Genomic DNA, 21,604 nt, shown 5'->3' with positions numbered 1-21,604 from the left:
ATATTATGAAAAATTTAAAATATTATTTTACGTTTGTATTTTTTTTCACTGTAATTATAAATGTTTATCCTCAGTTTGGATTTAAAAACGTTGAAATTTTAAAAACTGAAACTTATATATCCTTCAATAAAATTCAGCCCGGCGGAGAATTTAAACTTGCGGTTAAATTAAACATTGATAAACAATGGCATATAAATTCAGATAAACCTAATGAAGATTTTTTAATTCCCACCGAACTTAAAATAAAATCAGAATCTAATATTGAAATTGGTAAAATAATTTATCCTAAATCCAAAGAAATAAATTTGGAAATTTCAGATAAACCAATTTCGGTATTTGAAGGTGAAGTTTATATCGGCACTGTTTTAAAAGTACCTCAAAATGCTGAACTTGGAGTTAAAAAAATTATAGTCGAGCTTTCATATCAAGGATGTAATAACTCAACTTGTATGGCTCCAAATTCAATTATAGATACGGTGAATATAGTAGTTGTTGATAAATCCGTGCAGATTGGTGAAACAAATTCAGAAGTTTTCGACAAAATTAATCTTAAGTATTCCAATATTAATAGTCAAAAAGATGAAAGTTCTTTAACAAATAAATTGGAAAACAGCGGTCTTTTCCTAACGCTGTTGATAGTTTTTCTCGGCGGATTAGCATTAAATTTGACACCATGTGTTTATCCTTTAATTCCAATAACAATTGGATTTTTCGGCGGACAAAGTGAAGGGAAAAGCTCAAAGTTGTTTTTAATGGGATTATTATATGTTCTTGGAATGGCATTAACATATTCCGTTGTTGGAGTTATAACGGCGTTAAGCGGTGCTGTTTTCGGAACGCTTTTACAAAATCCGATTGTTATTTCTGTTATTGTTTTAATTTTTATTGTTCTTTCTTTAAGCATGTTCGGAGTTTATGAATTCAAATTACCCGATTCGCTTGTAGCAAAAGCCGGCGGTTCAAAATCGGGAATGTATGGCGCTTTTTTTATGGGATTAACGATGGGAATTGTTGCCGCTCCTTGCATAGGACCATTTGTAATTGGATTGGTAACTTACGTTGCGGCAAAAGGCGACCCGTTTTATGGATTTTTACTATTTTTTGTTATGGCTGTTGGATTAGGACTGCCATATTTAATATTGGCATTGTTTTCCGGTAAAATTAAAAATTTGCCTCGCGCAGGATTTTGGATGGATGCGGTAAAACATATATTTGGCTTTATTTTACTTGGAATGGCTATATATTTTGCGGAACCTTTGTTACCTAAAGAAATATCAAAATATATTCTTCCTATTTTTATGGTCATAGCCGGTATAATCTTATTTTTCCTTGATAAGGAAGCAAATAAAATTCTTGGATTTAAAATATTCAAAATAATTTTCAGCTTATTCTTAATTGTTTTAGCCGGTTATTTATTGTATCCAACCGAAAAACAATCTTTAAATTGGGAATATTATTCCGAAGATAATTATCAAAATGCTTTAAAAAATAAAGAAAAAATTATAATTGACTTTTATGCCGATTGGTGCATTCCCTGCAAAGAATTGGATGCTTTAACTTTTGCAGATAAAAAAGTTATTGATGCTTCAGAAACTTTTAAGGCTTTTAAAGTTGATATGACCAAAACATTGTCGGATGAAACTGAAATATTAAGAAAGAAATTTGAAATTAGAGGCATGCCGACGGTGTTAATTTTCGATTCGAATGGAAATGAAGTCGAACGAATTACGGGTTTTTTAAATGCTGAAGAATTTCTAAAAAAAATTGAGACCATAAAATAATGATAATTATTTACTTGGTTAATCTTTTGACCTTTCATATTTTTTAGATTATAAAATATTTCAAATAAATTGATTGGTAATCAAATGTCAGATATAAAAGAAAAAATTGAAAAACATATTGATGAAGTTACGGTTCGTTTTGCCGGAGATTCAGGCGATGGAATGCAGCTTACCGGAACTCAGTTTAGTGATACAACAGCGGTAGTTGGTAATGATCTTAGTACATTACCCGATTATCCTGCAGAAATCAGAGCTCCTGCCGGAACCTTATATGGCGTTAGCGGATTTCAATTGCATTTCAGCAGTGAAGAAATTCATACACCTGGAGATATTCCGGATGTTTTGGTTGCAATGAATCCGGCTGCTCTAAAGAAAAACTTACCTGAAATTAAACGAAACGGATTAATAATTGTTAATTCGGACGCGTTCGATAAAAAGAATTTAAAATTAGCTGAATTTGAAACTAATCCACTTGAAGATAATTCATTAGACGGCTATGAAGTTATGGATATTCCAATAACATCATTAACTTTTTCGGCATTGGAAGAAAGTCCGTTAAGCCAAAAGGAAAAATCCAGATGTAAAAACTTTTTTGCATTGGGTTTAATGTATTGGTTATATAATCGTCCAATTGAACAAACTATAAATTGGATTGAAGCAAAGTTTAAAAATAATCCCGATTTTATTGATGCGAACAAAAAAGCATTAATGGCTGGATATAATTTTGGTGATATTACTGAAAGATTTACAACTCGTTATACAATTGAACCCGCAAAATTAAAATCAGGTATTTATAGAAATATTTCCGGTAATGAAGCTACCGCATTAGGATTTGTTGTAGCGGCGGAAAAAGCCGGCTTGCCATTATTTTTAGGCTCATATCCAATAACGCCCGCATCCGATATTTTACAATATTTAAGTAAGTATAAAGAATTCGGCGTTAAAACTTTTCAAGCCGAAGATGAAATATCAGGTATCGCTTCTGCTATTGGTGCTGCGTTCGGCGGAAGTTTAGCAATTACAACAACCAGCGGTCCGGGTTTGGCGCTTAAAACAGAAGCTACAGGTTTAGCAGTTATGACAGAATTGCCTTTAGTAATTGTAAATGTGCAAAGAGGCGGACCAAGCACAGGGTTGCCCACAAAAACCGAACAAGCTGATTTACTTCAAGCTTTGTATGGAAGAAATGGCGAAGCTCCGGTTGCAGTGCTTGCCGCGTCAACTCCAAGTGATTGTTTTGATATGTCTATCGAGGCGTCAAGATTGGCATTGACTTTTATGAGCCCAGTTATTTTATTGACTGATGGATATTTAGCAAATGGTTCCGAGCCTTGGAAAATTCCAAGTGTAGATTCTATTCCAGAAATTCCTGTTAAATTTTATACAGATGCTGAGAATTTCGAACCTTATTCAAGGGATGAAAATTTAGTAAGGCCATGGGCAATTCCCGGAACGCCCGGATTAGAACATAGAATAGGCGGACTTGAAAAAGCTAATATTACAGGAAACGTAAGTTATGATCCCGATAACCATTTTGAGATGATCAAAATAAGAGAACAGAAAATTAAAAATATGAGCAAATCAATTCCAGATTTGGAAATTGAAGGTGACGAAGATGCGGATTTAATTGTAATTGGATGGGGCGGAACATACGGCGCAATAAAAGAAGCAGTTAGCCACTCTCGTAAGAAAGGTTTTAAAGTTGCGCAAGCTCACTTTAAATACATTAACCCAATGCCGAAAAATACTGAACAAGTTTTAAGAAGTTATAAGAATATACTATTACCTGAAATCAATTTGGGTCAGTTTGCAAAAGTATTAAAAAGCGAATTTCTCATTCCGATCATTCAGTTTAATATAGTAAGAGGTTTGCCGTTTAGAGTCAGCGATATTGAAAATAAGATTAAGGAAGTTTTAGGAGGTAATAATGAGTAGTACAGAAATAAATACAGAAAAATATACAGCAAAAGATTTTTCAAGCGGTCAAGATGTAAGATGGTGTCCCGGTTGCGGAGATTATTCAATTCTTGCTCAAGTACAAAGAACTTTGCCGAATATAGATAATATTGTAAAAGAAAAAGTTGTTTGGGTTTCCGGAATTGGATGTTCGAGCAGATTTCCTTATTACATGGGCACATATGGATTTCATGGAATTCATGGAAGAGCTCCAGCAATTGCAACAGGTTTGAAAATTGCGCGTCCTGATTTAACAGTTTGGGTTGCGACCGGAGACGGTGATTTACTCAGTATCGGCGGAAATCATTTTATTCACGCCTGCAGAAAAAATATTGATCTAAAAATAATTTTGTTCAATAATAGAATTTACGGTTTAACAAAAGGTCAGTATTCACCGACTTCTGAAAAAGGTAAAGTAACAAAAACATCTCCATACGGAAGTGTTGATTATCCCTTTAACGCATTATCTTTGGCGCTTGGTTCAAATGCAACTTTTGTAGCAAGAACTATTGACCGTGAACCAAAACATATGGCAGAAATGATAGATAAAGCCGCTTATCATAAAGGATTGGCATTTATTGAAGTTTATCAAAACTGTAACATCTTTAATGACGGCGCTTATTCTGTATTGACAGAAAAAGAAACAAAAGAAGATAATGTTGTTATTTTGGAGCACGGAAAACCAATGCTTTTCGGAAAAAATAAAGATAAAGGTATTATGTTAGACGGTTTTAATCCTGTTGTGATTGATCTTAATGACGATAAACATTCAATTAAGGATGTTATCGTACATGATGAAAAAGATCATGGAATGGTAAGGGCGTTTATTCTGTCGCATTTAACCGATGATCCAAATTTACCTACGCCGATTGGTGTTTTTAGACAAGTATTTAAACCTACATACGACGAAGCAATGGTTGAACAAATTAATCAGGTAACAAAGAAAAAGGGAAAAGGTGATTTGGAAAAATTACTTTTTGCATCCAATACTTGGGAAGTTTCTGAAAATTAAAAATAAAATGGCGGGAAGTAATTCCCGCCTTATTCTAACCTAATATACATTTCTTTGGCAGCGTGAATATGCTTAATTTTTCAAACTTACTTGAGTTACTGATAAAATTTAATTCATTCATTATAACAACTCATGTAAATCCTGATCCGGATGCGATTGGTTCTGAGATTGCAATTTCCGAAATTTTAAAACAGTTAAATAAAAATTTTAAGATCATTAATAGGTCGGAAACACCTTATAATATAAAATTTTTGGATAATGATAATATTATTGAAGTCTTTGATCCTGAAAAACACAAACAAATTTTTGAAAAATCCGAAGCTGCAATTGTCCTTGATTTAAATCATCTAAACAGAACTTCCATTATGGAAAATTCATTTAGAACTTTTAAAGGAAAAATAATTTGTATTGATCATCACACAAACTCGGAAAATTTTACGGAATTTAATTTTATTGACGAATCAAAATCCTCTACAGGTGAAATTCTTTTTGACTTTGTTAAATCAACAAAAACTCTAAATTTTAATTATCAAATGTCGCTTGCGCTTTATGCCGCAATTATGACGGATACAGGATCGTTCAGATTTTCAAAAACAACTCCTGAAATCCATAGAAAAACGGCGGAACTTTTGGAATTTGGTTTTAATACTGAAGAAGTTTATGATAAGATTTATTCTCAGTATGATTTTAGCCGAATAAAAATGTTGGGCGACGCGTTATCAACAATAAAAATTTCGGATTCCGGAAAAATTTCATATATGGTTATTACTCAAAAAAATTTGAAAGAAGCAAACGGCGTTGAATCTGATGTTGACGGATTTGTAAATTTTGCATTAAATACAAGAGGAGTGAAAATAGGAATATTATTTTTTGAATTGAAAACCGGAGTAAAAATAAGTTTCAGATCAAAAGATAAAATTCCAGTAAATATTCTTGCGGAAAGATTTAAAGGAGGAGGTCATTTGAACGCAGCCGGTTCCAGACTTTATGATGTAACGATTGACGCGATAATTCCTTTAGTTTTAACCGAAGCAGATAAAATCTTAACTGAATATGAAAACAATTATTTGGAAAAAGCATGATCTTTGATATAAAAATAAGTACAGTTAGTCAAATAAATAATCTTAAAGAAAATTCTGCTCATGTTTTATTTATTAATGATACAGAAAATTTAAATGATTTTATAAAAAAGCATAAATTATTAATCAGTGAACCGCAAAAAGATCAGCTTTGTGATGAAAAAATTTCTGAAATAAAATTATGGAATTCATCTGTTCCCGAATTGACAATTCTTAAAAAAATTAAAATCGATAAAAAATTTAGCAATGATTTTTTTAGAAATTATTTAGCCGGCATAGTTCAATATTTGGAAAATCAAAAACTAAAAAATCTTTATATAAATCTTCCTGATTTTAAAGTCTTTGAAATTTATTTTAAATCGGAAGAATATTTCTTTCGTACAATTTTGGAAGGAATATTTCTTGGTAATTATAATTTTAAAAAATACATAAAGCAGACTGATAGAAAAAAAATATTAAATGTTACAATAGAAACTAAAGATCAAAAAACAGTAAAAAAAATTGTTCAAGAAAATGAGAACATCGTTCAATCTGTTTATTTTACAAGAAATTTAGTAAACGAACCGGCAAACATTTTAACTCCCATAGAATTTGCCAATAGAATAAAAAATGAATTTAAAAACTCATCTGTAAAAGTTAGCGTTTTTGATGAAGCAACGTTGAAAAAACAAAAGATGAATGCCGTTTTATCTGTAGGAAAGGGAAGTTCCAATAAACCGGTGATGATTATAGCAAAATACAATCCTAAGGAAAAAGCTAAGCTTAAAATTTGTTTGGTTGGAAAAGGCGTTACATACGATACCGGTGGCTTATCCATAAAACCTACAGCCGGAATGCTTAATATGAAAGCCGATATGGCTGGCGGAGCTGCAGTATTCGGAATAATAAAAGCGGTTGAGAAAAATAATTTGCCGATTGAAATTATTGGGATAGTTCCAGCGGTTGAAAATGCAATTTCGGGAAATTCTTATAAGCCGGGAGATATTATTTCTACATCTTCGGGCAAAACAATCGAAGTGAAAGACACCGACGCGGAAGGAAGAATAATACTTGCCGATGCTCTTGAATTTGCGTCGAAGCAAAAGCCGGATGAAATTATTGACTTTGCAACATTAACAGGAGCTGTTGCAGTTGCGTTAGGACTATTCACAGCCGGAATTTTTACAAAGTCTGATGATATTGCCGATAGATTAATTAAATCTTCGCAAGAAACCTATGAACATCTTTGGCGTTTACCATTTTGGGATGAATTTAATTCTTTGATGGATAGTAAAATTGCGGATGTCAGTAACCTCGGTCCACGTTGGGGCGGAGCAATTTCCGCAGGTAAATTTTTAGAAAGATTCGTTGATGAAAATATTCCTTACGCACATATAGATATTGCCGGTCCCGCCATTGAACACGACCTTACAAATTATACAAAAGATTATTGCACAGGCTTTGGAGTTAGGTTTATGTATGAATATTTAAAGGATATTTGCAAAAAGTAAATATTATGCAATTAAACTAAATTTTCTCCCATAAATAAAATCATTGGTTTTGATTTATATTGATTCTTTTCTTAACTTCAAATGTTATTCTAATTATTTATTGATTGGCTAAATAAAATCAAAAACAATAAGTGAGGGTTTATGAAAAAATATTTTTTCTTTTTTTTAATCGTTCTTGCAGTAAATATTTATCCACAGAATAATTGGGATGTAGTTTGGTCGTTAGCTGAAAAACCATTTGTCGGTCCGGGTGCCGCATCTGAAATCTCTATTGTAAAAGCGGGCTTTGACACAGACCAAGACGGCTGGGGCGAATTTATGTGCGGCTGGACTGACCTTGAAAGAAACTTTGTTTTAATGTATGAAGCAACAGGAGATAATACTTATGATCTTGTTTGGTATTTCGAAGTACCTTTGGCAACAAATACATTTCATGGTATTGCGGTTGGTGATTTAGATAATAATAATAAAGTTGATATTGTTATAACTGCTCCTACAGTTGTTGGCGACGATAGTCCTGAAAGGCTATGGTTCTTTGAATGGAGCGGTGTTGTTGGTGAAAATAAATATGGGAAAGGAGAATTAGGTTCTATAACAGCAAATAAAACGTGGAATTTCAATTTGGATAATGGTTTGGATTTTCGTCCTTATGGACTAACTATTGAAGATATTGATAATGACGGAAAAAACGAATTGATTTGCGGTGTTAGATCAGGTGACAGAGGAAGGGAAATTTTTGTTGTTTCCGCAACGGGCGCGTTAAGTGGATTCGGTAGTTTTAAAATTGAATTCAACTATCAAGAATCATTTGAAGGATCACTGTACAGCGTTACTACAGGCGACTTGGATAATGACGGTAAAAAAGAAATTTATGCAGCTGTTTGGGCAAACATGACATTACGAATTTTTGAATGCAACGGAGACAGTCAATACGAATTAGTTACTTCTTTAGATAGTATGTCAACAACAGATTACGGCGCAGTTGATGGTTTGCGAGTTGCCGACGCAAATAATGACGGTGTTAATGAATTATATTGGGCAGGAACTGAATCAGATAATACAATGTTTATGATCACCGGAATTAATGATGTAAGTCAGATTACACCAGCTGATATAAAACCATTTTATCATATACCGACAGTTGCAGATGGAGGTTTAAAATCAATGTATATCGCTGATCCCGATAAAGACAATAAAATTGATTTGATGATTGGCGGTGAAAGAAACGGACAAATTTTTGATTTGGAATATAATGGAACCGGAGATCCTGCTGATTCTTCAAGCTGGACGTTAAATGTTTTATTTGATATTTGGCAAGAAAGCGGGCTTTCACCAAATGATACTGTTGTTTTAACTCCAAGAATGTTTTACGGCATGCCAGCCGGCGATATGGATAAAGACGGAAAATCAGAATATGTATTTACAAATTACAGCGCGGATTTTTCAGTTTGGCCTGAAGATAAATATCTTTGGGTGATTGAAAGCGATGTTGCAGTAGGAATAGAAAATCCAAAAAATATAATTTCGAATAATTATTCTCTGGATCAGAATTATCCTAATCCTTTCAATCCAAATACAATAATAAGTTATACCATTCCATTCAACGGTAGTACAAATAATTCTAACGTTAAATTGGTAGTTTATGATGTATTGGGAAAAGAAATTTCCACATTGGTTAATGAACAAAAACCTGCCGGAAATTATGAAGTTAATTTTAACGCGATAGATCTACCAAGCGGAATTTATTTCTACAAACTTCAAGTTGGCAATTTTTCTGAAATAAAGAAAATGACTTTATTGAAATAATTAGACTTACTAAATGCCGTCTGTAATAATAGGCGGCATTTTAATTTTCATTTCTAAATTTTATATATCAACCATCAACCCGTAATATTCCCGTCTTTCATTTCCAAAACTCTGTTCGCAAGCTTAACCAATTCCGGATTGTGAGTTACTATTAACAATGTAATATTTAATTTATTTTTTAATTCTAGAAAAAGCTGATGTATTATATCGCTATTTTTTGAATCTAAATTTCCCGTTGGTTCATCGGCAAAAATTATTTTCGGATTATTGACCAAAGCTCTTGCAATCGCAACTCGTTGCTGTTCTCCACCGCTTAATTCTGCTGGTTGATGATTCTTGCGGTTTTCCAAACCAACCAATTTCAAAAATTCCAAACTTTTTTGTAATGCTTCTTTCTTAGGAGTTCCATTTATCATTAATGCTATTGCAACATTTTCAATCGCCGTAAATTCAGGCAGAAGATGGTGGAATTGATAAATAAAACCGATTGAAGTATTTCTAAATTTTGAAACTTCATTTTCCGAAAATTCAAAAATATTTTTAGCATCAATTATAACTTCACCGCTGTCCGGTTTATCGAGTCCGCTAAGTATATGCAGCAATGTACTTTTCCCGGCGCCTGAAGCTCCTACAATAACCGTAATTTCATTTTGATTTATAGATAAAGAAACATCATTTAGAACTTTTATGGTTTCTTGACCTTTTCTAAAATATTTAAATAAATGTTCGGCAATTAAAATTTTCATTGATCATTATTCCCATTTTAGAGCGTCAATTATTTTTGTTTTTAACGCTTTGTTCGCCGGATATTTTGAAGCGAAATATGTTAGTAATAAAGACATTACCGATACGGCAAAAATATCGCTGATTCTTATTTCAACCGGAAGTGTATCAATTACAAATTTACTCGCGTCGAGAGTATATAAATTAAAATTTATTTGAAGAAAACATACGAACAAACCTAAAATTAATCCCAATGTTGTTCCAACAATTCCAATTAAAATTCCTTCGAACATAAATATTTTATTTATGGAATTACTCGTTGCTCCCAATGAGCGTAAAATTCCTATATCTTTTTTCTTTTCAAAAACAGACATTGTTAATGAGCTGAGTATATTGAATACAGCAACTGCAATTATTAGCGAGAGAAGTAAATAAGCTGCCCATCTTTCCAACAGCATTACTCTGTAAAGATCTTTATGCATATCATACCAGGTAGATATATTTAAATTATCTTCGCCGAATTTTGAAATAATATTTTCTTTAATTTCTTCCGATTTATCTAAGTCGTCAAGAATTATTTCAATTCCGGAAATATTTTTTTTCATATTTAAAATTTGCTGTGCAAATTCCAAAGTAGAAAATGAATATTCCAATGCATATTGTTTGTTGTTGATTTCATAAATTCCGCTGACAATTAATTTTTTTGTCTGTGGAATTGTCATTCTAGTTATTGTTCGTTTTATTTGATTAGCCGAAGTCGCAAATATAGTATCACCAATATTTGCCGAAAGACGAAGCGCAATAGGCAGACTTAAAATAATTTTATCGGTATTATTTTCTTTTGTTAAATCGAAATGACCAATTTTTACCTGCTCTAAAATTCTGTTTTTACTTGAAGAATCTGAAATATCAATTCCTTTTAAATTCAGAATTTCCATTGATCTGTCATTCATCAACAATACTTTGCCTTCTGCATAAGGAGCGAATGATTTGATGTAATTTAAACTCGACAAGTATTTTTGAGTTTCTTTTAATTTTGTTTGATCTTCGTTTGTACTTGTAATTCTTAATTGCGGATCGAAATTTATTAACATTTTTGTCACTAATGATCCAAAACCATTAAATACCGAAAGCACAATAATCAAAGCGGCAACACCAATTGCTACTCCAATTGTTGATATAATTGAAATCACCGAAATAAAACTAAGGCTGTGTTTTGCTCGTATGTATTTTTTTGCTATAAAATATTCAAACATATCAATTAAATTTAATTGCTTTAATAGGCTGAATTCTTGACGCAATAAAACTTGGTATAAGTGAAGCAAGAAAGGCTAAAATTATTCCAAGCAATGAAATTAATATATACACTTTTACATCAATAAAAATCGGAACGCTTGATAAATAATAAATTTGTGACGGAAGTGAAATTATTTTATAAGTGTTTTGTATCCAGCTGAGTATAAACGCTAAAAAGTTTCCTAAAATAATTCCAACTCCCGCAAGAAATAAACCTTGAAAAACAAAAATTTGAATTATTTGTTTTCTATTTGCGCCCATTGATTTTAAAACACCGATTGCCTCTGTTTTTTGGATAATCAACATTAACAAAGCACCTACAATATTAAAGATAGCAACAATAATAATTAATCCAAGTACAATGGGAATTGGCTTTTGCTGCAGTTCAAGCCAGGTGAAAATGTGTTTATTTATTTCGCGGTAACCTCTTGTATAATACGGATACGGTAAAATACTTTGAAGTTTATCTTTTAAAGAATCTATCTCTGAAATATTCTTAACATTTATATTAAATCCGCTTACTTCATTTTTAATTTCGAATATTGATTTTGCGGTTTCAAAATTTACATATGCGTAAATGTCGTCGTACTCTGCCATTCCGCTTTCATAAATTCCGGTAATTTTAAATTGCTCAATAGTTGGAAAATTTGATAAAGATGGAATTTCATCATTCCTCATTGAAATAACATTAATGAAATCACCAACCATAACCTTTAAATTTACGGCTAATTTTTTACCAATGATAACATTAAATTCATTAGAATTTAAATTCAGATTTCCTTCGACCAATATTTTTTTTAGAGATTGCTCTGCATAACCGGAATCGATTCCGGTTAAAAGAATTCCATCTGTAAAATCTGTTTTTGTTATAAGCACTTTTTGCGAAATATAAGGAGAAATTGAAGAATATTTACCGCGCAATGCATTTTCAATGATTTTATAATTTGAATCATAATTAGGAAGATTCTTTGAACTGAATCCGCTGATATTTATATGCGCATTGAATTTAATTATATTTTCGCTTACAGTTTTATCAAAACCGCTTAAGATAGAAATTGCCATAATTAAAACGGCAATACCTAATGAAATTCCCGCAATTGTTATTACGGAAATTAAGGATAAAAACTTTGCTCCTTTTTTAGATCTGATATATCTATTTGCGATTTGAAATGAAAAATTCATTAAATTATTTTTGAAGAGTTTCGATTTTTAATTAAATAAAAAATATTAAAAGCTGATAAAATCAATAAAAAGTGAAATAAAACACTTAAATATAGATATAATTTTTAGATAAATTTGCTAAAAATTTGTTAAGATAATTGACATTAAAGCAATAAACTTATAAATTTATCTTCTTATTTTTTTATTGTTCTTTAAATTTTGCAAAAAATTTTAATATTGGGCAACAACGGGGCGTAGCGTAGTCCGGTTAGCGCGCCTGCTTTGGGAGCAGGAGGTCGCAGGTTCGAATCCCGCCGCCCCGACCAAAGTTAATGCGCCCGTAGCTCAATCGGATAGAGCAACAGCCTTCTAAGCTGTAGGTTAGTGGTTCGATTCCACTCGGGCGTACTTAAGATACATACTGAAATACTTTGGAAATTTTATGGTGGGCGTAGTTCAGTTGGTTAGAACGTCTGGTTGTGGCCCAGAAGGTCAAGGGTTCAAATCCCTTCGCTCACCCCAAAATAAATTTTTTGGCCCCATCGTCTAATGGTTAGGACCTCGCCCTTTCACGGCGGTAATAGGGGTTCGAATCCCCTTGGGGTCACTAAAAGCCTTGATAACTTCAAGGCTTTTTTGTTTTTGTAAACTCACGAATTCACAACAAATCTGCTTTTCATTTTCATATTTTTTTATGTAATTTCATTTCTATTTTTTCACGGAACAAAAATGAAAAACTATTCTAACTATCCCGAAATTCTTGCAAATAATGATGGATATCAGACAGATCCCAAAATTCAAAAACCATTTTTTGAATCATTTTTATTTTACGCCAAACTAATTAAAATTGTGAACTTTGCAAACGGACAGACAAAAAAAAATATATATGACAGATATAATTGGGTTGCTTCTTCCATTGCAGTCCTGAGAGCCGTTGAAAGCATAGGAATTAAAATTTCTGTAAAAGGTATGAAGAATCTCACCGGTTTTGAAGGTCCGGCGGTTATCATAGGAAATCATATGAGTACAATGGAAACACTGCTTCTGCCTTCTTTTATTCAGCCCATTAAATCCGTGATTTTTGTTATTAAAAAAGAACTCGTTGATTTTCCATTATTCGGTCCAGTTGCGGCGGCACGGCATCCAATTATTGTTGGCAGAACAAATCCAAGAGAAGATTTGAAAATTGTAATGGATGAAGGCTCGGAAAATCTGCAAAAAGGCAGATCCGTAATAATTTTTCCGCAGAAAACAAGAACTTCATTTTTTGATAAATCTGCTTTCAATTCACTGGGAGTAAAATTAGCGAAAAGAAATAACGTTCCGGTTATACCTTTGGCTTTGATTACCGACGCTTGGGGAAACGGAAAACTCATCAAAGAATTGGGAAAAATAGACGTTTCGAAAAAAGTTTTTTTTGAATTCGGTAAACCGCTTACCGTCGAAGGAAGTGGAAATGATCAGCATGAATTTATTTTAAATTTTATTGAAACCAAATTCAAAGAATGGGGAAGAGCGGATTTAGTATTGTAAGAAAAATTACTGTTTTCTATTAAATTTTAAATAAAAATTCCAAGTGACAATAAATTCTAAGCAAATTTATTTTTCTATCGAATTTGATCAGATAACTCTTATTTTGTCTTTAGATTCTGAAATTTTAAAGGATTTCGTATCTTTTATTTAGATAAATGAAATCAAATTTTGCATTAAAATTCAAGTTTTTATATATTCAGCAAAATTTTTGAAAAAAATTATATGAAAATCAACTTATGAAAAACATCAAACCAAAAAAACTGCAGAATAATGATTTAATTGGTATAATTTCGCCGGCATCAACACCTAATGATTTAGATAAAATCGAAAGAGGAGTTAAATATCTCGAAAAATTGGGATATAGAACAAAAGTCGGAAAAAATGTTGGTAAAAAGCATGGATATTTAGCGGGAAGCGATAATGAACGATTGGATGATTTGCACAATGCGTTTTTCGATAAAGAAATAAAAGCTGTTTTTTGTCTACGCGGCGGTTATGGATCAGGTAGAATTTTAGATAAAATTGACTTTAATTTAATAAAGAATAATCCCAAAATATTTGTTGGTTATAGCGATATAACTGCTCTTCAGATGTCAATTTACAAGAAAACCGGATTAATAACTTTTGCTGGTCCAATGGTTGCGAGCGATTTTTCTGAAGAAATAAATCAATTTGCAGAAGAAAATTTTTGGAAGGTATTAACTACAAGCAGAAAAATTGGTAAAATTTACAATCCGCGAAATGAAAAATTTTTTATATTGAATTCAGGCAGAGCAGAGGGCAAAATAATCGGCGGAAATTTATCTTTGATTATTTCCTTAATGGGAACAGAATATTTGCCGGTTTTCAAGAATTCAATTCTTCTAATTGAAGAAATTAGTGAAGAACCTTACAGAATTGACAGGATGCTGAATCAGCTGAAAATGGCAAAAGTCTTCAAAGACGTTAAAGGCGTAATTTTGGGAAGATTTGTGGATTGCTACGAAAAAAAATCTGAAGAAAACCCAATTACATTAAATGAAGTTATTGAGAACTATTTCGGAACGCTTAAAATTCCTGTAATTTACAGCGTTAGTCACGGACATATTAAAGAAAATTTAACCATTCCTATTGGTATAAATTGTAATTTAAATGCGTCAAGAGGATTTATTGAATTAACAGAGAGTGCGGTAGTTTAATTATTTTTGTATAAACATGTCTTAATTTTCTTAATTAAAAAAGATTATCTGTCTAAAATTCTCTTTTTTAGGAAATGAATTCGAGTTTTTCAAAATTTTTGGAATGAAGATTTTTCTAATTTTTCCATTCTACTTTATCTAAAATTTCATTTCATTATTACTGAAAAATCTTTTCAAAAATCAATCTGTTTGTCAAAATATTTTAATAATGCAAATAAGATCAACATTTTTAATTAAAATCGATATTTTCACTTAATAGAAAAGTCTGAAAAAAAAGAATAATTAAATTCTACTGCCGGTTTGCTAAAATCAATTTCAAATGCATTATGCTACTTTTGAGCATATTTTTACCATTTTTAAAATAATGACAAACAAAACTTTAACTGGTATATTTCTTGTTGTTTTTACTTAGGAAAAAATTTGTTAATAAATGAACTTAACTGAAATATTAAATAAACAAGAGTTTACGAAAGAAGAAATTTTATTTCTCTTAGAAATAGAAGAAATGGAAAATCTGAATCTCCTTTTTAAAAAATCTGAAGCGGTTAAGGAACTTTATTTCGGCAGATTCAATAATAAAATTGCCTCGTTTCAATTCTCAAATAATTGTGAAAATAACTGTCTTTACTGTGAACTGAGAGAAGATAATATTTCAACGGAAAGATTTAGACTATCGCCAGATGAAATTCTAGTAAAAATTAAGGAAATAATAAAGAACAACATTACAAACATTATTTTACAATCCGGTTCGGATAGTTATTATGATACCGATATGATTTCTTACTTGATTTACAGAATTAAAAAAGATCATGATATTCAAATTACTTTACATCTTTTGCAGCGCGGCTTTGACGAATACAGAGCTTGGAAATTTGCAGGTGCCGATAATTATTTGCTAAAGTTTAATTCTTCCAATAAAGAAAATTTTTCATTTTTTAACAAAGACAATAAACTTGACGATAGAATAAATCATCTTAAATATTTGAAAAGACTCGGTTATAAAATTTGCACGGGAAATATTGTCGGATTACCAAATCAAAATAAAAATGTATTAGCCGATGACATTCTTTTTTTGAAATCTCTTGAACCTGAAATGATTTTCAACACGCCCTTTGTCCCAAGATTTTTCAGCAAATATCAAAATACTTCTAAAGTTGAAATTCCATTAATGAAGAAAATAATTGCAGTTACAAGAATTTTACTGCAAAAATCAGATATTATAATTTCCGACTCAGTTGATTTTTTTAATTTAAATGAAAAAAGACAAATGTTCGATGTTGGAGCAAATATGCTTCTAATGGAATATTCCGGTCATTCTATAAATAAAACCAAATCTGGAAATCCCAGTTTGAAATCTTCAATTTCCAAAGGAAAAATTGTAAATTGATTTTCCTTTCATAAAATTCAAAACTTGATTAAAATTCATTCCGTAATTTTTTCGATTATTAATTGTTTTAAGGAAATATATGAAATATCTAAAAAATGTTATAATCTTAATTGTATTACTAACTTTAGCGTATTGCAGCAGTAAAGATGAGAAAATGATTTATAGTGAAGCAAAAAATCTGATTAAATCCGGAAAGTATGATGAAGCTGTTGTAAAGTTTGAAGAAATCGTAAATAATTATCCTAAAAGTACAGTTGCCGATTCGTCATTGTTTGAAATTGCGAAATTGTATCAAGGACAAGTTATAAAAAATGTTAAACACATGGAAAGTTTGAATAAAGCCGTAGATTCTTACAAGAAAATATATGAAAACTATCCTAACTCAAAGTTAGCTGAAAGTTCTTTGTTCATGTCGGCTTTTATTTTAGCAAATGAAATTAGAAATTTTCCGCTAGCCGAAAAGACTTACAAATTATATTTGGAAAAATATCCTAACGGTGAATTAGCTGATGACGCGAAAATGGAATTGCAGAATTTGGGCAAATCACCCGAAGATATTTTAAGAAATCAAAATACTCTTTAAAATTTGATGAAAAAACAGAATGATTTTACAAAAATTTTAAATCCATCTGTAATAGCGAAATTAAAGACTCTTGAATTAAAAGCCAGTACCGTTGTGGAAGGATTTATGGTTGGTTATCATAAAAGTCCATACCACGGTTTTAGCGTTGAATTTAGTCAGCATCGGCCTTATATGCAGGGCGATTCAATAAAAAATTTAGATTGGAAAGTTTTTGCAAAGAGCGAAAAATATTTTATTAAGCAGTATGAAGAAGAAACAAATCTATTAGCTCACATCGTACTTGATACTAGCAGATCAATGTCATATAAAAATGAAGGCTCGGTCTCAAAATTTGAATATTCTAAAGTGCTTGCCGCCAGTTTTATTTATCTGCTTTTAAAACAGCAGGACGCGGTTGGTTTGGCTCTTTACTCAAGCGAATTGAAAAGTTATTTGCAGCCCAAATCTAAAAGAACTTATTTAAGACAATTGCTTACGGAAATTGAAAAGTTTGACGCGCAAAGTGAAACAAAAACATCAACATCAATAAATTCAATTGCGGAAAAAATTACTAAACGCGGATTAGTGATAATTATTTCAGATCTTCTAGATGAGCCGGCGGAGATTCTTAATTCATTAAAAAAATTTTATTTCAAGAAAAATGAGGTAATTATATTTCACGTTTTGGATCCCACCGAAATTAATTTCAACTTTAAGAACGATTCGATATTTGTTGATCTTGAAACAAATGAAGAATTAAACACTCAGCCGATTCAAATACAAAAATCATATTATGAAGCAATGCGAAATTATTTAACAACAATTAAAAACGGCTGCAACAAATTAGGTTATGATTATAATTTAATTGAAACAACTTCTACGTATGACATTGCTTTAATGAATTTTTTTAAGAAACGAAGCAGAATGAAGTGAGAACGTAAAACGATTTAATGAAAGATTAAAATTCAATAATGATAAACGTTTGTTTGTAAAACATATTTTAATCATACAATTCAGTTGGTAATTTACAAAATTATTTGAACAATATAATCTTTGTGATTTTCATTTAAGTTAATCACAAAGATTGAAAATTAATATTAAAAAAAACTATTTCATCAATTCTTTTATTTCGTTAAAATATTTGTCAATAAATAAATTTGCTTCAGCTTCGGTTTTGGCTTCGGCAATGCATCTGATAATTGGTTCGGTATTTGATTTTCTAAAATGTACCCAATGATTATCAAAATCAATTCTTAATCCGTCTTCGGTATTTATTTTTTCCGATTTATATTTTTCTTTAACCTGCTCAATTATTTTATCCGGATTTACATTTTTAAGTTCAATTTTTTTCTTTGCGATAAAATATTGCGGTAATTCGTCTTTTATTTGAGAAAGTTTTTTGTTCTGCATTGCTAAATGTTCAAGAGTCAATACCGTTCCAACCAAAGCATCACGTCCATAATGAAGTTCAGGATAAATAACGCCGCCGCTTCCTTCTCCTCCGATTACGGCGTTTACTTCTTTCATTAGTTTCACAACATTTGCTTCACCGACCGGCGCTCTAAATACTTTGCAGTTTTGCGCATTGGCTATATCATCTACAGCTCTGGTTGTAGATAAATTTACAACAACATTTCCTTTGGTTTTTGAAAGTACGTGTTTAGCGGAAAGTGTGATTGTATTTTCTTCAATAAAAGGTTCGCCTTTATCGGTGATCAATACTAATCTATCAACATCCGGATCGACAACAATTGCCAAATCAGCATTTTTTTCTTTAACAAATTTCATTGTTTCAATTAAGTTTTCCGGGATCGGTTCCGGTAAACGAGGGAATATTCCGGTTTTCTCGCAGTTTAATTCAATCACTTCACAGCCCAAATCTTTTAAGAATTTCGGCATCATATAACTTCCGGCGCCATTAACACAATCTAAAACAACTTTAAACTTTTTCGATTTTATTAATTCGACGTCGACTAATTTCAATACATTTTCAATATGATTTTTCAGTCCTTCGTCATAAGTCGAAAGTTTTCCAAGTTCATTCCATTTTTTATAATTGCTTGAAGATTCAAGTTTATTTAACATTATTTTATTTTCTTCGGGAGTCATAAATTCGCCGTTTGCGTTAAGCAATTTTAACGCATTCCATTCGTTAGGATTATGACTTGCGGAAATTTGAATTCCTCCAACCGCGCCGAGTTTTTTTTACATTATATAAAACCGTTGGAGTTGGACAAATTCCAATATCAATTATATCATTTCCTTTTGCAATTAAAGTCCCAATAATAATGTTCTTAACCATATTGCCAGAAATTCTCCCATCTGAACCGATTACGATTTTACCGATTCCACAAAAATCCGCGTAAGCTGAAACATATTTAACAATTGTGTTTGGATCCAATCCATTGCCGACCAGACCTCTTATGCCTGAAACGCTTACCATTAATGTAGACATTCATTCTCCTAGTAATTATATTTTTTATGCATATTAATTAAGAGAATATCGAATAAAATTCAAAATATTTTATATTCTAAATCAACAAAAGTTTTTAATATTGCATAAAAACATAAATGATTGTATCTTCTTATTTAGTAAATTTATTTATGTAAAAAGTAGTTTCGGAGGCTATATGAAAAAATATTTTATCTCTATTTTACTTATTTTCTTAACTTTTTCATCGATTCATTCTCAAACAACTCCAATTGCTGCAAAACAAACTGCTATATATACGGTTGCTGCTTCAGAAGATACATTATCGCCATATTACCCATATCCTGGAATTAACAGTCAGCTTGGTGTTAGAAGAGTAATTGTTGCAGATGCCAATGGTGATGGCACTCAAGAAGTTTTGGCTACAGATTATATAAATGGCGGAAGAGTTCATGTTTTACAAGTAACACAAGATTCATTATTAGAAGTAATTTGGTCTTCACCCGCCGCATCAAGTTCCAGTGGATCCACACCAAGATATATTCAAGTAGGTGATTGCGACGGAGACGGTAAAAAAGAAATTATTTTTGAACAAGCTAATTTTGTAAATCAAGACGGAAGTTTAGGAAGAATTGCAATTTATGAATGGAATGGAACTTCTTGGGGCGACGCTCCAGCTTTTTCTATAACGCCGACAATGATTGAAGCAGCTGGCGGAAGAGAAGGCACCAGATTTACAAGAGAAGTTTTAACGGTTTATGATTTTGACGGTGACGGTAGAACTGAAATTATTCCTCATGGAAATGATCCAAGACAAGACGTTTTAATTATCGGAGTTACTTTTTCTTTTCCTGGTTTTGCTAACATTTCAATTGAAGGCGGCAAACCTGGAGTTCAGGCAAATGGCGGAGATTGGGGTGCCGGAGGATCTTTCTGGAATGCTGAGCCCTGTGATATAAACGGAGACGGAAAATTAGAAATTGTTAATCATACGTATAATAGTTATGGATTTTGGTCAATTGGTGTAAACGGTCCAAATTCTTATGATTATCCAACTGCCGCTGATAATGCCGATGCTAAAGCTAAAGGTGTTTATCATGAATATTGTGCAGTAGATGCTGTTAGTTATTTTGGAGCAAGAGCCGCAGATGTTGACGGTGACGGCAAAGATGAAATTTTTGGAACTCAATACGGAAACGCTCATGCAGTTGCCGTAATAAGTTTTCCGGATACTGTTTCTGGTCAAAATATATGGACAAATACGTCGCAGACAGAAAATTATGCGGAAATTATTAAGAGTTCTGAAATTGCGGCTTTAGCAGGTAAAACAGCCGTTGAACTGTGGCCAATTGTGAAAGGCGACTTGAATAAAGATGGGAAAGATGAACTTTATACCGGCGGCGGAACGGGTTTAAATTTGGTTGCAATTCAATATAAAGGTGAAGGAAGTTTACTTGATAGAAATTCATATGATATGAACATTGTTTATAACGGACAAGGCAATGAAGGATTTGCAACTTGGGAAATTTACAATGGAGAAGTAACATATAAATTAGATACACTTTATGAAGGAACAGACTCAATGGAAGTCGTAAAAACTCCTATAGGATTTGATCCTTCCGTAATTGATACAATTAAAAAAGAAACGCCTTTTACTTCTTATATTTTTGCCGATAATGTTGACCTTGATAAAGATGGAAACCTTGAAATAGTTTTAGCTCAGCAAAGTATCTATGATTCGGTAAGTGTAAATATTTTCGATTGGATAGATACATCAGGCGTTGGACAGTGGATTCTTAACTTAGAGCAGTCTCATAAAATTTATAACCCTTACAGACAACCGATTAGGCTACTTGAATATTCTGGCGATGTTGTAGGATTTAAAGAAAAAGATTATAACATTGTAACACCGGATGATTATAAATTAGAACAAAATTATCCCAATCCATTTAACCCATCTACAACTATCAATTTTTCTTTACCAATTGATAAACGTATATCTTTAAAAGTTTATGACATGCTTGGTCAAGAAATAAAAACACTCATTGATTTACAGAATCTTAAAAAAGGAAATCATCAAGTAATATGGGATGGAAGAAATAATAGCGGAAATTTTGTAGCTAGTGGAAATTATGTTGCAAAATTAATTTTTGGTGATTTTACAAAATCAATTAAAATGACGTATTTAAAATAAATTAAGTTCCGCAAT

Annotated in this window: 15 protein-coding genes, 4 tRNA genes and 1 pseudogene; 16 read left to right on the top strand and 4 right to left on the bottom strand. The window is 31.7% G+C overall.

The features are described 5' to 3' along the window. Window positions 1–5 precede the first annotated feature (5 nt). From dsbD to IPK06_08100, 6 genes are all read left to right on the top strand, one after another. Window positions 6–1,781, top strand: a complete 1,776-nt coding sequence (gene dsbD, locus IPK06_08125; protein ID MBK7979955.1) for a protein-disulfide reductase DsbD — start codon at window positions 6–8, stop codon at window positions 1,779–1,781. Window positions 1,782–1,865: 84 nt separating this feature from the next. Continuing rightward, window positions 1,866–3,716, top strand: coding sequence for a 2-oxoacid:acceptor oxidoreductase subunit alpha (locus tag IPK06_08120; protein ID MBK7979954.1), 1,851 nt, complete (start codon window positions 1,866–1,868; stop codon window positions 3,714–3,716). Then, on the top strand, window positions 3,709–4,749 hold the full coding sequence (locus IPK06_08115; protein ID MBK7979953.1) for a 2-oxoacid:ferredoxin oxidoreductase subunit beta: 1,041 nt from the start codon (window positions 3,709–3,711) through the stop codon (window positions 4,747–4,749). Before IPK06_08120 ends, IPK06_08115 begins: the two co-directional genes overlap by 8 nt. 68 nt (window positions 4,750–4,817) lie before the next feature. Beyond that, window positions 4,818–5,831, top strand: coding sequence for a bifunctional oligoribonuclease/PAP phosphatase NrnA (locus IPK06_08110; protein ID MBK7979952.1), 1,014 nt, complete (start codon window positions 4,818–4,820; stop codon window positions 5,829–5,831). Then, window positions 5,828–7,318, top strand: coding sequence for a leucyl aminopeptidase (locus IPK06_08105; protein ID MBK7979951.1), 1,491 nt, complete (start codon window positions 5,828–5,830; stop codon window positions 7,316–7,318). Before IPK06_08110 ends, IPK06_08105 begins: the two co-directional genes overlap by 4 nt. Before the next feature lie 141 nt (window positions 7,319–7,459). Then, entirely contained in the window at window positions 7,460–9,124 is a 1,665-nt protein-coding gene (locus IPK06_08100) for a T9SS type A sorting domain-containing protein (GenBank protein ID MBK7979950.1), read from the top strand. A gap of 74 nt (window positions 9,125–9,198) precedes the next feature. On the opposite strand, the gene IPK06_08095 is transcribed toward IPK06_08100, so the two are convergent. From IPK06_08095 to IPK06_08085, 3 genes are read right to left on the bottom strand one after another with little or no spacing between them, the layout of a single operon-like run. Next, window positions 9,199–9,870, bottom strand: coding sequence for an ABC transporter ATP-binding protein (locus IPK06_08095; GenBank protein ID MBK7979949.1), 672 nt, complete (start codon window positions 9,868–9,870; stop codon window positions 9,199–9,201). 6 nt (window positions 9,871–9,876) lie between these two features. Then, a complete protein-coding gene (locus IPK06_08090) occupies window positions 9,877–11,103 on the bottom strand; it encodes an ABC transporter permease (protein ID MBK7979948.1) in 1,227 nt (408 codons plus the stop codon). Between the two features lies 1 nt (window position 11,104). Then, window positions 11,105–12,325 carry an ABC transporter permease gene (locus tag IPK06_08085; protein ID MBK7979947.1) on the bottom strand — a complete coding sequence of 407 codons (1,221 nt, stop codon included), beginning with the start codon at window positions 12,323–12,325 and terminating at the stop codon, window positions 11,105–11,107. A gap of 227 nt (window positions 12,326–12,552) precedes the next feature. Here IPK06_08085 and IPK06_08080 point away from each other — a divergent pair. The 9 genes from IPK06_08080 (at window position 12,553) to IPK06_08040 (ending at window position 17,897) form a co-directional block, all read left to right on the top strand. After that, window positions 12,553–12,630 (top strand) — tRNA-Pro (locus tag IPK06_08080). 8 nt (window positions 12,631–12,638) lie between these two features. Further along, window positions 12,639–12,712: transfer RNA gene (locus IPK06_08075), tRNA-Arg, on the top strand. Window positions 12,713–12,749: 37 nt separating this feature from the next. After that, window positions 12,750–12,826 (top strand) — tRNA-His (locus tag IPK06_08070). A 13-nt stretch (window positions 12,827–12,839) separates the two neighbouring features. Then, window positions 12,840–12,911 (top strand) — tRNA-Glu (locus IPK06_08065). Between the two features lie 122 nt (window positions 12,912–13,033). Beyond that, window positions 13,034–13,837 carry a 1-acyl-sn-glycerol-3-phosphate acyltransferase gene (locus tag IPK06_08060; GenBank protein ID MBK7979946.1) on the top strand — a complete coding sequence of 268 codons (804 nt, stop codon included), beginning with the start codon at window positions 13,034–13,036 and terminating at the stop codon, window positions 13,835–13,837. A gap of 236 nt (window positions 13,838–14,073) precedes the next feature. Next, entirely contained in the window at window positions 14,074–15,015 is a 942-nt protein-coding gene (locus IPK06_08055) for an LD-carboxypeptidase (protein ID MBK7979945.1), read from the top strand. 430 nt (window positions 15,016–15,445) lie between these two features. Beyond that, the gene (locus IPK06_08050) at window positions 15,446–16,402 is read left to right on the top strand and encodes a radical SAM protein (GenBank protein MBK7979944.1); all 957 of its coding nucleotides are present in this window, start codon (window positions 15,446–15,448) and stop codon (window positions 16,400–16,402) included. A gap of 79 nt (window positions 16,403–16,481) precedes the next feature. Continuing rightward, window positions 16,482–16,985: a tetratricopeptide repeat protein gene (locus IPK06_08045; protein ID MBK7979943.1), complete on the top strand. Its 504-nt coding sequence runs from the start codon at window positions 16,482–16,484 to the stop codon at window positions 16,983–16,985. Between the two features lie 6 nt (window positions 16,986–16,991). Continuing rightward, a complete protein-coding gene (locus tag IPK06_08040) occupies window positions 16,992–17,897 on the top strand; it encodes a DUF58 domain-containing protein (protein ID MBK7979942.1) in 906 nt (301 codons plus the stop codon). 174 nt (window positions 17,898–18,071) lie between these two features. On the opposite strand, the pseudogene glmM reads toward IPK06_08040, so the two are convergent. After that, window positions 18,072–19,419: pseudogene (gene glmM / locus IPK06_08035) on the bottom strand (phosphoglucosamine mutase). A 175-nt stretch (window positions 19,420–19,594) separates the two neighbouring features. Here glmM and IPK06_08030 point away from each other — a divergent pair. Further along, a complete protein-coding gene (locus IPK06_08030; protein MBK7979941.1) occupies window positions 19,595–21,589 on the top strand; it encodes a VCBS repeat-containing protein in 1,995 nt (664 codons plus the stop codon). Window positions 21,590–21,604 lie beyond the last annotated feature (15 nt).

The organism is Ignavibacteriota bacterium, assembly GCA_016713565.1.
GTDB lineage: Bacteria > Bacteroidota > Ignavibacteria > Ignavibacteriales > Melioribacteraceae.
The sequence above is the reverse complement of the archived record's forward strand: the minus strand, read 5'-3'. Positions and strand labels throughout refer to the sequence as shown.